Genomic DNA, 12,173 nt, shown 5'->3' on the forward strand with positions numbered 1-12,173 from the left:
GCATATTAAATTCAGGCACAGCGCCTGATTCTTTTTTCTGGCTTTCTGTTTCAAAGCCTGTGAATTCATTATGGGCGCTATAATGTTAAGATTGGTTAATGAAATCCAAAGAATCATGACTCTCATCGGGGCCTGGTGCACACTCAGCGCCTCAATCCACAAGGGGTAGAAAAACTACTATGCTCAAAGTTCTCCTCATTGATGACGATAAAGAACTCAGTCAACTGCTTAGCGAATATTTGCACACCGAAGGCTTTGCGATTGATACCGCCTTTGATGGTCAAACTGCACTCGATCTCGCACTCAAACACAGCTATTCGGTCATAGTGCTTGATGTAATGTTGCCGGTACGCAACGGCTTTGATGTATTAAAAAATTTGCGGCAACACAACCAGACACCGGTCATTATGTTGACCGCTAAAGGCGACACTGTTGATCGCGTTATTGGGCTGGAAATAGGCGCTGACGATTACTTATCCAAACCTTGCGATCCGCGTGAATTGGTGGCACGTATCCGTGCGATTCTGCGCCGCGCCAATCAAAAAGAATCCAGTCCGGTCAATATAGAACGCCTGACCTCCGGTAAGCTATCGCTGCATCTGGGTACTCGCACCACTACCTGGGATAACCAAGAAGTTCCTCTCACCGGAACTGAATTCAGCGTCTTAGAAATTTTGGTGCGTCGTGCTGGTCAGGTGATCAGCAAGGATGACATGACTGAGCAAGCTTTGAATCGAAAGTTAACGCCCTATGATCGCAGTATTGATGTGCATGTAAGTAATATCAGGAAAAAAATTACTGCTGCAGGCTCATCTAAAGATTTAATCATTAATGTGCGCGGCGCAGGCTACATGCTGACCATGAATGACGAAGAATCAGCAAGTTGATGACACGGCTTTATTTAAAGATTTTTTTTACGTTTTGGCTAATTACCGCCGCCATTATTGTCGGTACAAATATTGTTGTGCACTGGTTCGACATGACCCCGGAAGGGAATTTGCAACACGACAATGACTCCGGCGATGATGACCCCGCTAAACGGCTGCTATTCCAGATGGTGGGCAATGCTGTAAACCGCAATGCTCGCCAACTTGTGCAAGATTTGCGCTCAATGCCCACTTGGTCTACACGCTACGTCTATGTAATTGACAGAGAAAATCGAGACCTGTTGGATCGTCCTCTCCCTCCGGGCGTTATGTTTCTTGCTCCACGACTGACCGCGAAACATCCCTTTGACCGAGTCCAGGATCGCAATCGCAAATTGTTTGGCCGCTATATCACCTTGAATGATGGCACCAGCGTGAAGCTAATCACCATTTCATCGGGACGTGACGAAGGCCAGGATCGCGATATTATTTGGGAATTATTTATCGACAATATTTGGCCACTGTTACTGGTTTCTATTCTGGTCAGTGGCTCCGCGTGTTTTTTTCTCGCCCGCCATTTCACACGCAGCATTAATACCTTACAAAAAGCTACGCAACAAATTGCGCGCGGTGACTTAAGCGTGCGAATTAGCGATCAATTTTATGGACGTAAGGATGAAGTTGCCGCACTCGGACGCGACTTTGACCATATGACTGAACGCTTGCAAAAGGCTATGCAAGAACAAAAGCGATTGATTAAAGATGTATCCCACGAATTGCGTACACCACTGGCGCGCCTGCAAATTGCGCTCGCACTCGCCCGGCAACGTAGCAATGGTATTGTTGATCAGGAATTAGATCGGATTAAGCAGGCCGCCGATTATCTAAATGATATTATTACGGACATTCTCACTCTCCCGGTGCAAGGCCAAGATAGCTGGGTTCTGGATGATGTGCTGGATCTGGTGAGCTTATTGCAAATACTCATTGAGAATTACCAGACGGACGCACAGGAAAAAAATATTCAAATTCAATTCAAATGCACACTGGAAGAAGCGCTGGTTTCTACTCACGGCAATATGCTGGTGGGCGTGTTTGAAAACACTTTACGCAATGCTCTGCTCTATACTCCCGCCAATGCGGAAATTTGTGTTCAGATCAATGAAACGGGTGATGGCGAATACTACCGCATCGATATTATGGATCAGGGCCCCGGTGTACCCGATGACGCACTCGAAAGTATTTTTCAGCCCTTCTATCGCACTGACGAAGCTCGTGCTCGGGAGAGCGGTGGGTACGGATTAGGTTTGGCCATTGCCCAGCGTAGCGTATCCTTGCATCAAGGCCGGATCTGGGCTGAAAATCGCCCTGTAGGTGGTTTAAGCCTTTGCATCATACTCCCCCAAATCAAAAGTTAAATTACGTACACATACTCTGATCTTTTCGTAAAACAAGGAATGCCAAACATTTGACAAGCGGCAGTTTCATGCCGGCACTCTCGGCAAAGAGAGAGTTTTATTTGGCGCCTCACAGATATCCCCCCTTCCCGTAAAAATCGATAACCTAATGAATTTGTTAGGTTAATTCAATCTTGTGAACCATGGCACAGATTTCGCTTCTAGTCAGACATTGACGCCGATTTCCGCAATAGCGGCAATCACTAGCGAATAATTTCAACTGAGCAGGTAAAGATTATGCGGGATATGACTATGGTGATCGGTGCCAATCTGGCAAACGGCGCAGGCAATCTCACGTTAACACCATTAACCCCCGAACAAGAGTTAGCGACTCGTGTTCGCCTGTCTCAAGCGTTACAAATGAGCCTGGACCCTGCGGAAGTGCTTAATTCGTTTTACAAGCATATTCAAACAGCGGTTAGCGTGTCAGGTGTTTTATTCAAATCAGCTACGCAATACGCCGATGTAAAAATTGGACGTGAGTGTATGCATCACTGTGACTACCGGTTGACCACTGACGAAGGTTATTTAGGAGAAATTATTTTCAGCCGCAGTAAACGCTTTGCTGAAAACGAGCTAATTACTCTGGAGTTTTTGCTCAGCTCATTAATTTATCCGTTGCGAAATGCGCTGCGCTATCAATCCGCCATGCGCTTGGCATTGCTAGATCCGTTAACCATGCTGGGGAACCGTGCGGCCCTGGATACGGCGTTGCGTCGCGAACTACAGCTGGCGGAGCGCCACCAAAGTGATTTATCCCTGCTGATGATTGATGCTGATTTTTTTAAACGGATTAACGATGATTACGGCCATCACCGTGGTGATTTAATGTTGTGTGCGATTGCCAAGGGTATTGAATCTGTGTGCCGTGGCTCAGACATTATCTTTCGTTACGGCGGCGAAGAGTTTGTAGTAGTGTTGGGAAAAACCAATCTCGAGGGGGCAAAAATTATTGCTGAGCGTATTCGCCAGCATATTGAGCAGACACATATTAATCATAATGGAAAGTTGATTGGCACAACCGTGAGTATCGGCATTGCTACACGCCACCCCAGAAAAAAAGAGCATATCAATGATTTATTTGATCGCGCCGACGCAGCGCTGTACCAAGCAAAGGGCAACGGAAGAAACTGCGTTGTTAGTAGTGACGACCTGGTAGTTGAGCGATAGCGTTTCATTCCCGGCAAAAAAACCGCGCTAAAAGCGCGGTTTTTTGGTTTTTACTATTCAACGATAGGCGGTCGCTTTCGCGGCGGCGCTTTATGCCTGCGCGGGGCGGCCGATGCAGAGCGCAACTTTTTATCGTGCCGCTGAAGCTGGGCCAATTCGTCACGAGTAGGTTGCATAATTTGTGTATAGGTAGAACTGTCAAAACCGGCAGTCATACACAAATCCTGAATTTCTCGCTCCGTTAAATCGATCCACTGACCAACGCGCACATGTGAAGGGATAAAAATATTGGCATAACGTACACGCTTCAAACGACTAACTTTAACACCTTGGGATTCCCACAGACGACGCACTTCGCGGTTGCGGCCTTCCATTACCACGCAATAAAACCAACGGTTTTTACCTTCGCCTGCACCATCGACAATATCGGTGAAGCGAGCTACACCATCATCCAATAATACTCCGTCAAGCAATTGCTCCTTCATTTCATCTGTTACATCGCCCTGAATACGCACAAGGTATTCGCGATCAATCACGGATGAGGGGTGCATCAACTTGTTTGCAAGCTCACCATCATTGGTAAACAACAGTAAACCACTGGTGTTGAAATCCAGCCGGCCAACTGAAATCCAACGCTCACCTCTTAATGAAGGCAATCGATCATAAACCGTTGGGCGACCTTCCGGATCTGAACGAGAACAAATTTCGCCTTCTGGCTTGTTATACAAAATAACGCGACGGCGAGTGAGTTCCGTACGCAGAACAATGCGTTGACCATTAACAAAGACTTTATCTTTGTTGGTAACCCTATCGCCTAATTTAGCAATATGATCATTAACTTTAACTTGGCCCGCCTCAATCAAACGCTCCATCTCACGACGCGATCCAACACCCGCGCGCGCCAACACTTTTTGCAATTTTTCATCGGTAGGTGCGTCAACTTTTTCAGCTGCAGCATCTACTTTTTTGTTGTTAGTTTTGCGCCCCGAGGATTCAGGCTCCACTTGCTTTTTAGACTTTGCAACAGGGCGCTTTGTCGGGGTACTTTTTTCTGCGCCGACTGTTTTTTCAAGATTGCGCTTGCCCGCACCCTTTTGGGCAACTACTGGCTTCACAGCCCTGGTAGATTTTTCAGGTTTATCCTGGTCGATTTTCTTCACCATACATTAGTGGGCAACTTAAAGATTGCCAGTTTCCTCTTGGTTTTCTTTGGTAGATACCGGTTCGGTATTAGCCACTTCCGAAGCATCTTCTATATCAACAAAGGCTTCTTCTCCATCTACAAAGCCCTCTTCATAAAGTTCTGCTTCATTAACCGGCGCACTGGTTTCCGCTGCCGGAGTTTCGTTGGAGATTGGGGCTTGATCTGGAATCGGTGGATCAGTGTCCTTTTCCCCCAGCCCCGACTCCCCCAGATCCAACACCGGATTTAACTCATCCAGATCGCGGATCTCACTCAAGGAGGGTAACTCCTCCAAGCTTTTCAAATTAAAATAATCCAAAAACTGACGCGTCGTAGCGTAAAGCGACGGACGGCCAGGAACATCCCTATGGCCGACAACTTTAACCCAGTCACGCTCCAAAAGGGTTTTCATAATGTGCGAACTAACAGCCACACCACGGATCTCCTCGATATCTCCACGCGTAATCGGCTGACGATACGCAATCAAGGACAAGGTCTCCAACAGTGCGCGCGAATATTTTTGCGGCTTTTCTTCCCACAATCGATTTACCCAAGGCGCAAGATCATCGCGCACCTGAAAACGCCAACCCGACGCAACTTCTTTCAGCTCAAATCCGCGTTCACCGCAGGTCGCTTGGATATCCGACAAGGCCGTTGCGATTTCCTCTTTACTCGGTGCTACGGCTTCATCGAACAGCTCGAGCAACCTGGCAACCGTCATGGGTTGCCCTGCAGCTAAAATTGCCCCCTCGAGAATCTTGCGTAACAACTCTGCATCCACCGGCATCTGGGTGACAGGAACGGTGGCAGACTCTTCTTCAATTACAGATTCCTCAAACAGCTGCTTGCTATTTTCTACAGCATCCAGAGAATCCGACTCGTCATCGATATGGGTTTCGTTTGTCATTGTGTTCTTGCTTTTACATGAATGGGAGCAAAGGCTTCGCTCTGAACAATTTCTACCAGCGACTCTTTTATTAATTCCATCACAGCTAAAAAAGTCACCACGACACCAAGACGCCCCTCCTCCACTTTGAACAAGCTCACGAAGGGTACAAAATGCTGATGTGCCAGCGTATCCAGTACCTGGGCCATGCGTTCACGCGTAGATAACTTTTCCTTGGATACATGGTGGCTTTCGAACATATCGGCGCGCCTTAAAACCTCGGAGAGCGCCAACAACAACTCTTGTAGCTCAACATCCGGCTCTGGTCGGGTAAGATTTCGATCTGGCCCCGGCGCGCTAACGGGGAATACATTGCGCCCTACTCGTGGGACTTTATCCAGATCTTCTGCCGCTTGCTTGAAACGTTCGTACTCCTGCAAACGACGAATCAACGACGCACGCGGATCTTCTTCCTCTTCTTGTTCTTCTGCAGAGCGCGGCAACAACATCCGCGATTTGATCTCCGCCAACATCGCAGCCATCACAAGGTATTCAGCGGCTAACTCGAACTGGTGAGATTCCATTAAATCGACATAAGCCATGTACTGAGAAGTAATTTCCGAGACGTTAATATCCAGAATATCGATATTTTGGCGGCGAATCAGATAGAGCAGTAAATCCAGTGGCCCTTCAAATGCATCTAGAAAAACCTCCAGTGCATCGGGTGGGATATATAAATCTTGCGGTAACTGGGTGTACGCCTTTCCATGAACAACGGCAAATGGCATTTCCCCCTGTTGCGGACGCCCCTGGGTAGCCTCTGGCGTTTCTGCAATAGCATTTGAGGGTGCAATTTCAACGGCAGCCTCTGCAGCAACTTCAATGTCAGGGGTTTCACTCACGCAACTTACTCACACAGCCAGGAATGGGAAAGAATAAGTGCGGCATTATAGCCATTTAACACCGTATCGGACAGCGCGGCCTGCAGAGTTTAAATATCATTTACTATCAATTAGCTAGCTTCAAAAGGTGAGAAATCACCTTTGCCTTGTCGAACAAGCTCAGGGTTATCACCCGTCAAATCCACAACAGTAGTAGGTTCAAGGCCACAGTAACCACCGTCGATCACCAAATCTACAAAATGCTCGAGACTATCGCGGATGTCATAGGGATCCGTCATTGGATATTCTTCGCCGGGAAGTAACAAACTGCTCGTCATCAATGGCTCACCCAACTCTGCCAGTAGTGCAAGGGCGATAGCATTATCTGGCACCCTTAGACCAATGGTTTTGCGCTTCGGGTGCAGCAACCGACGGGGCACCTCAGCAGTAGCCTCCAAAATAAAAGTATAGGCTCCGGGTGTGTGGTTTTTTAACAAGCGAAAAACCTGATTGTCTACTCGCGCGTAGGTTGCCAACTCCGAAAGATCGCGGCACATCAAAGTAAAGTTGTGGTTTTTATCCAGCTTACGCAGGCTGCGAATGCGCTCAAGCGCATCTTTATCACCAATATGGCACCCAAGCGCATAGGCAGAATCTGTGGGATACACCACCAATCCACCCTTGCGAATTATATCTACCGCCTGAACAATCAAACGGTGTTGCGGATTTTCCGGATGTATTTGAAAAAATTGGGCCATAACGTTCAACCTATGTCCATTAACTATTTAAACCCAAGTAGATTCCACACAGGTTTAAGGTTATCTGGCAGTACGCCAAAACTTCCCAATTCCTGCCAGGCTTGTCCCGGGGCATGAAAATCTGAACCGCAGGATGCATACAAGCCACGCGCGTTCACTATTTTTGCCAAATCCAATGTCATCGCTGTTGGTTGTTGGCCGCTAATTACCTCTACCGCATCGCCACCGGCTGCCACAAAAGAATCTATCAAAGCGCACATTTTCATGCGCGTTAGGTCATATTTTGCGGGATGCGCTAAGACGGCAACACCGCAAGCGGAGTGAATCCAGTTAATAACCTGTTCCATTAGTGGCCACTGATATTTAACATCAGCTGACTTGCCGGTTCCCAAATAGCGCTTAAATGCGGCATTTATATTTTTCACCGCCCCAATATCTACAAGGTATTGAGCAAAATGAGGCCGCCCCAGGGTACCATTACCGGCAATTTTCTGAGCGCCGGCCAAGGCATCGGGAAATCCCAACTTGCTCAATCGTTCGCCAATCGCGAGCGAACGGGCTGCCCTCGCCCGCTCCTGAAACTCTACGGCCGCTTGCAATTCGGTGGAGTTAATATCCACGCCCAAACCAACAATATGTACGCCGCCTTTTCCCCACTGACTGGAAAACTCAATGCCGGGGATTAACTGAAGCCCAAGAGTTACAGCGGCTTTATGTGCAATATCCACACCGGCTATGGTATCGTGATCCGTGATTGCCAATACCGAAACACCGCGCTCTTTGGCGCGAGCGAGCAGATCTTCAGGGGTTAATACACCATCCGAAAAAGAGCTATGGCAATGCAGATCAAAAATCACACAAACTCCACGATTTAGCGAAATCACCAGGATTGGTCATGACTGAAAGAAATACTGAAGCCGATAAACACATTGAAGAGAATAACGGCATAGTAACTGATACCCATCAGCAACAGGCGACGAATTCCAAGCAACCCCCGAAAAAAGAAAGCTTTCTCGCCAACCTATTAATGAACATTGTGATCCCCACACTAATTCTAACCAAATTGAGCGGGGAGGAATATTTGGGGCCCACGTGGGGATTAATCGTCGCGCTCGCCTTCCCGATAGGTTACGGTGTTCGCGATTTTGCAGTTAATAAAAAGTTGAATATTTTTTCCGCACTGGGTGTTGTGAGTGTTTTGTTAACGGGCGGACTTAGTCTGCTGAAATTACCGCCAGAATACTTCGCAATAAAAGAAGCTGCAATTCCAGGATTACTGGGAATTATCACACTCATTTCAATCAAAACCCGCTATCCGTTGGTAAAAGTATTTATCTACAACGATAAAGTTCTAAAGATCGACAAAGTGAATGCTGCACTCGACCACTTCAACACGCAAAAACAATTTGAGCGAACATTGAACAACGCATCGCTACTTATCGCGGGCTCTTTCTTCTTATCTTCCTTTCTGAATTACGTGCTCGCCAAATTAATTTTAGTCAGCCCCGGTGGAACACCTGAATTTAATGTGGAATTAGGCAAAATGACCTTTTGGAGCTATTTTGTGATTGCACTGCCGATGATGATCATTATGATGGGCACCTTGTTTTATGTATTTCGCAGCATTCGCCAGTTGACCCAGCTAACGCTGGAAGAGGTTATCAATGATGGCAACGCTGAATAGCACGCAAACCTGACCGAAAACTAAATTCTCACCGAGATAACTTAATGCTTTACGCCATCATTAGCGAAGACAACCCTAATAGCCTTGAAAAACGCAAAGTCACCCGCCCCGCTCATTTGGCCAGATTGCAACAACTGAGTGATCAGGGTCGCTTGTTCGTAGCCGGCCCACATCCTGCGACTGATAATGACAACCCTGGTGACGCTGGCTTTACCGGCAGTTTGGTAATTGCCGAATTCTCATCGCTGGACGATGCGCAATTATGGGCCGATCAAGATCCATATTGCGCTGCAGGCATTTATGCCAAGGTTGTTGTAAAACCTTTCAAAAAAGTATTGCCTTAAATCGCCAATTTAAACCTGCTTAAGGATTGGAAATCACTGTGAAAAATACTCTCCTGCCCGGTGCCAAACTGTCGCGCCTTGTGTTGTTGCCCGTTGTATTGTCTCTTGTTGGCACCTCGGTCTACGCGGTCGACAGATATGTGTCTGATGTTATCTACATCCCTGTACGCAGCGATAAAAACCCACAAGCAAGCATTTTGCAACAAGGTATTGCCAGTGGTGCCAAGTTGAATTTCATTCGCGAAGAAACCGGCACAGACAATAATTTATGGTCGTTGGTCGTCACCGCCGATGGTACTGAAGGTTGGGTTCGTAGCCAAAATATTACCGATAAGCCCACTGCTGCCATGCAGCTCGCCGCGCTATCCAATTCCTCACGCGATCTGGTTGGCTTGCAAACTGAAAATGCACAGCTCAAGGAACAATTGGCAAAAGTGCAACAAGAACACCAACAATTACTGACTGACACAGAGGATATGCGCCAAGCAGCTACCACGGCCCTCAATTTGGAGGAGGAGCACCAAAGTCTGCTTAAAGAAAATCAGCTGTTGCAAACTCACGCCGATGTTCTTAAGGCGGAAAATGAAAAGCTCAGAAATACAGATCGTTTCAATCATTGGGTTTACGGCGGCGGCTTAGTATTAGGTGGAATTATTTTGTCGTTCATCCTGCAGGGATTAGGGCGCCGCAAACGCAGATCCGAATGGCGCTGAGACGCTATTCTTGATTTCTTCTATTTTTTCGAGCCATTATGCGTAAATATATTTTTTTCGTTTTTAGCGTCTTTTGCGTTTTAATAAGCGGCGGGTTAAACGCTGCGGATAAGCAATTAGTCGCAATCAAAACTGACCTGGGTACATTTGTCATTGAGCTCGCCCCCAAAGAAGCGCCGGCAACCGTAAAGAACTTTTTGTTTTACGTCGACAACAAGTTCTATGACGGCACTATTTTTCACCGTGTCGTGCCGGGCTTTGTGGTACAAGGCGGCGGCATGACTTTTGATTTTGCCGAAAAGAAAACTGAAGCACCGATAAAAAACGAATCCAGTAATGGATTGGGTAATGACTATAAAACCGTCGCCATGGCGAGACAAACTGATCCTGATAGCGCTACCGCACAGTTTTATATCAACCTGAAAAATAATGACGGGCTCAATGCAAACGGTACCAAACCTGGGTATACCGTGTTTGGTAAAGTTGTCGCAGGAATGGAAGTGATTGAAAAAATTGCCGAAGAGCCGCGGGGAATGTACAAAGCATTTCCAGAAGCACCTAACTATGCTGTACGCATCCTTAGCGCGACGCGAACCAGTTCGGTCGTTGTTGACAACCCTGCCAAACAAAAGCCGTCATTATTTAAAGATGCTGTGGTACCCGTGAATGAAACAAAACAATAGCACTGCGCTCAGTGTCAATCTCAACAAAATTGCTTTACTGCGCAATTCCCGTCCAGGCAACTTTCCCAATGTGGTTGCCCATGGTGAAACCTGTATAAAAGCCGGCGCAGATGGATTAACTGTTCACCCCCGTCCGGATCAGCGACATATTCGTCCACATGATGTTTATGAGTTAAGTGAACTGGTAAGGAGTTACCCAGCGATAGAATTTAATATTGAAGGTAATCCTTACGCCGAATCTATGGGCGACTTCCCGGGATTCATAAAACTAGTACAAGACGTTCGTCCCCACCAATGCACGCTGGTTCCAGATTCAAATGACCAACTAACCTCAGATCACGGCTTTGATTTAAAAATTGCCGGCGAAAAGCTACGCCCGTTGATCCAGCAACTGCGCGATATTGGTGTGCGGGTCAGTCTGTTTATGGATCCGGATATTGAGCAAATTAGTCTCGCCAAAGAGATTGGTGCAGATCGTATTGAGCTTTATACCGGCCCTTTTGCTGAGCACTTTAAATCACAAAGCGATTTCTTTAAAAAACTGTTTGCAAGGTACCATGGAGCCGCCGCTCACGCGCAAGCTATAGGTATTGGTTTAAACGCAGGGCATGATTTAAATCTGGATAACCTTGGCCATTTTCGCCAAGTCCCCTCATTGCTGGAAGTATCCATCGGCCATGCATTAACTGTCGATGCAATCGCTATGGGATTAGTACCTGCCGTGCAAGCTTACAAAAAACTCTGTATTGAATAAGGCGCGAATATGAATAAACCGCGCGACGATAGCCCAGCTTATCTCGAAAAAAAACGCTTCTTTGATTCGTTGATGACAGTCTATGGACGCAAGACCGTACTTGAAGCACTACAAGACCCAGCAACGTATATTTACCGTCTGCATCTGGCAACAAGCAATAAATCAGCTGACATTATTGATGAAATCATCAAACTAGCCAAAAGCAAAGGCGCAGAAATTTTTTTCCATGAGCGACAAGCGCTGTCTCGAATATCTAAAAATGCGGCACAAGATCAAGGCGTTGCAGCAGACTTGCAACTACGCGGCTATCAACTCTATGACGAGTTTATCGCTAACAACCGCGAAAAAAACTACACATTGCTTGCACTGGATGGAGTGCAAAACCCGCAAAATCTGGGAATGATTATCCGCTCTGCGTGCGCAGGAAATATCGATGGAATTTTATTGCCTCAGAAGGGTAACGCGCAAATTGACCCACTGGTAATTAAAGCAAGTGCTGGCACTGTATTCCGAGCACCGTTGTTGCGCTGCAAAGACTTAAAAGAAGCACTAAAAGATTTTCAGCAACAAGGCGCTACCATTTGCACACTTTCATCTCACGCACAAGTCGAGCTTAAAAAGTTTGCGCCTGGCGGTGCTTGTATTTATGTATTGGGAAATGAATCTGAAGGCGTATCAGTAGAAATTGAAAGCTTGAGCAACGCGAAAGTCTGCATCCCAATGAACAACGGAGTTGAATCGCTAAATGTTGCGGTTACCGCAGCACTGATTGCATTTCGATAACGATGTACGAT

14 protein-coding genes are annotated in these 12,173 nt (G+C 46.8%); 9 read left to right on the forward strand and 5 right to left on the reverse strand.

The window, feature by feature from the left end; genetic code table 11:
- Positions 1-179 precede the first annotated feature (179 nt).
- The 3 genes from D0C16_RS03745 (at position 180) to D0C16_RS03755 (ending at position 3,493) form a co-directional block, all read left to right on the forward strand.
- The gene (locus tag D0C16_RS03745; RefSeq protein WP_151031069.1) at positions 180-887 is read left to right on the forward strand and encodes a response regulator transcription factor; all 708 of its coding nucleotides are present in this window, start codon (positions 180-182) and stop codon (positions 885-887) included.
- Positions 887-2,284 carry an ATP-binding protein gene (locus D0C16_RS03750; RefSeq protein ID WP_151034790.1) on the forward strand — a complete coding sequence of 466 codons (1,398 nt, stop codon included), beginning with the start codon at positions 887-889 and terminating at the stop codon, positions 2,282-2,284. Before D0C16_RS03745 ends, D0C16_RS03750 begins: the two co-directional genes overlap by 1 nt.
- Positions 2,285-2,560: 276 nt before the next feature.
- On the forward strand, positions 2,561-3,493 hold the full coding sequence (locus tag D0C16_RS03755; protein ID WP_225318892.1) for a GGDEF domain-containing protein: 933 nt from the start codon (positions 2,561-2,563) through the stop codon (positions 3,491-3,493).
- 53 nt (positions 3,494-3,546) lie between these two features.
- Here D0C16_RS03755 and rluB read toward each other — a convergent pair whose 3' ends face one another.
- The 5 genes from rluB to D0C16_RS03780 form a co-directional block, all read right to left on the reverse strand.
- Positions 3,547-4,656, reverse strand: a complete 1,110-nt coding sequence (gene rluB, locus D0C16_RS03760) for a 23S rRNA pseudouridine(2605) synthase RluB (RefSeq protein WP_225318893.1) — start codon at positions 4,654-4,656, stop codon at positions 3,547-3,549.
- A gap of 15 nt (positions 4,657-4,671) precedes the next feature.
- Positions 4,672-5,583 carry an SMC-Scp complex subunit ScpB gene (scpB, locus tag D0C16_RS03765; RefSeq protein ID WP_225318894.1) on the reverse strand — a complete coding sequence of 304 codons (912 nt, stop codon included), beginning with the start codon at positions 5,581-5,583 and terminating at the stop codon, positions 4,672-4,674.
- Complete coding sequence (locus D0C16_RS03770) at positions 5,580-6,416, reverse strand: ScpA family protein (RefSeq protein WP_225319018.1); 837 nt, start codon at positions 6,414-6,416, stop codon at positions 5,580-5,582. Before D0C16_RS03770 ends, scpB begins: the two co-directional genes overlap by 4 nt.
- A 158-nt stretch (positions 6,417-6,574) precedes the next feature.
- A complete protein-coding gene (locus D0C16_RS03775; protein ID WP_151031071.1) occupies positions 6,575-7,201 on the reverse strand; it encodes an L-threonylcarbamoyladenylate synthase in 627 nt (208 codons plus the stop codon).
- 23 nt (positions 7,202-7,224) lie between these two features.
- Entirely contained in the window at positions 7,225-8,058 is an 834-nt protein-coding gene (locus tag D0C16_RS03780; protein ID WP_151031072.1) for a PHP domain-containing protein, read from the reverse strand.
- A 170-nt stretch (positions 8,059-8,228) separates the two neighbouring features.
- On the opposite strand from D0C16_RS03780, the gene D0C16_RS03785 reads away from it, so the two are divergent.
- From D0C16_RS03785 to D0C16_RS03810, 6 genes are read left to right on the forward strand one after another with little or no spacing between them, the layout of a single operon-like run.
- Positions 8,229-8,885 carry a VC0807 family protein gene (locus tag D0C16_RS03785; RefSeq protein ID WP_370458213.1) on the forward strand — a complete coding sequence of 219 codons (657 nt, stop codon included), beginning with the start codon at positions 8,229-8,231 and terminating at the stop codon, positions 8,883-8,885.
- A 44-nt stretch (positions 8,886-8,929) separates the two neighbouring features.
- Positions 8,930-9,229 carry a YciI family protein gene (locus D0C16_RS03790; RefSeq protein ID WP_151031074.1) on the forward strand — a complete coding sequence of 100 codons (300 nt, stop codon included), beginning with the start codon at positions 8,930-8,932 and terminating at the stop codon, positions 9,227-9,229.
- 38 nt (positions 9,230-9,267) lie between these two features.
- Complete coding sequence (locus D0C16_RS03795) at positions 9,268-9,942, forward strand: TIGR04211 family SH3 domain-containing protein (RefSeq protein WP_225318895.1); 675 nt, start codon at positions 9,268-9,270, stop codon at positions 9,940-9,942.
- A 38-nt stretch (positions 9,943-9,980) separates the two neighbouring features.
- The gene (locus D0C16_RS03800) at positions 9,981-10,625 is read left to right on the forward strand and encodes a peptidylprolyl isomerase (protein ID WP_151031075.1); all 645 of its coding nucleotides are present in this window, start codon (positions 9,981-9,983) and stop codon (positions 10,623-10,625) included.
- Positions 10,609-11,379 carry a pyridoxine 5'-phosphate synthase gene (locus D0C16_RS03805; protein WP_151031076.1) on the forward strand — a complete coding sequence of 257 codons (771 nt, stop codon included), beginning with the start codon at positions 10,609-10,611 and terminating at the stop codon, positions 11,377-11,379. The genes D0C16_RS03800 and D0C16_RS03805 overlap by 17 nt, the downstream gene beginning before the upstream one ends.
- A gap of 9 nt (positions 11,380-11,388) precedes the next feature.
- Positions 11,389-12,162 carry an RNA methyltransferase gene (locus D0C16_RS03810; protein WP_151031077.1) on the forward strand — a complete coding sequence of 258 codons (774 nt, stop codon included), beginning with the start codon at positions 11,389-11,391 and terminating at the stop codon, positions 12,160-12,162.
- The last annotated feature ends 11 nt before the right edge of the window (positions 12,163-12,173 follow it).

Origin of the sequence: Cellvibrio sp. KY-GH-1 (genome assembly GCF_008806975.1) — a bacterium.
Lineage (GTDB): Bacteria > Pseudomonadota > Gammaproteobacteria > Pseudomonadales > Cellvibrionaceae > Cellvibrio.

What these genes read in the sequence shown, in the direction of transcription:
- D0C16_RS03790 (WP_151031074.1), top strand. Translation starts at nt 8,930, where the DNA reads ATGCTTTACGCCATCATTAGCGAAGACAACCCTAATAGCCTTGAAAAA.
- D0C16_RS03750 (WP_151034790.1), top strand. Translation starts at nt 887, where the DNA reads ATGACACGGCTTTATTTAAAGATTTTTTTTACGTTTTGGCTAATTACC.
- D0C16_RS03755 (WP_225318892.1), top strand. Translation starts at nt 2,561, where the DNA reads ATGCGGGATATGACTATGGTGATCGGTGCCAATCTGGCAAACGGCGCA.
- D0C16_RS03785 (WP_370458213.1), top strand. Translation starts at nt 8,229, where the DNA reads ATGAACATTGTGATCCCCACACTAATTCTAACCAAATTGAGCGGGGAG.
- D0C16_RS03800 (WP_151031075.1), top strand. Translation starts at nt 9,981, where the DNA reads ATGCGTAAATATATTTTTTTCGTTTTTAGCGTCTTTTGCGTTTTAATA.
- rluB (WP_225318893.1), bottom strand. Translation starts at nt 4,656, where the DNA reads ATGGTGAAGAAAATCGACCAGGATAAACCTGAAAAATCTACCAGGGCT.
- D0C16_RS03810 (WP_151031077.1), top strand. Translation starts at nt 11,389, where the DNA reads ATGAATAAACCGCGCGACGATAGCCCAGCTTATCTCGAAAAAAAACGC.
- D0C16_RS03745 (WP_151031069.1), top strand. Translation starts at nt 180, where the DNA reads ATGCTCAAAGTTCTCCTCATTGATGACGATAAAGAACTCAGTCAACTG.
- scpB (WP_225318894.1), bottom strand. Translation starts at nt 5,583, where the DNA reads ATGACAAACGAAACCCATATCGATGACGAGTCGGATTCTCTGGATGCT.
- D0C16_RS03775 (WP_151031071.1), bottom strand. Translation starts at nt 7,201, where the DNA reads ATGGCCCAATTTTTTCAAATACATCCGGAAAATCCGCAACACCGTTTG.
- D0C16_RS03805 (WP_151031076.1), top strand. Translation starts at nt 10,609, where the DNA reads ATGAAACAAAACAATAGCACTGCGCTCAGTGTCAATCTCAACAAAATT.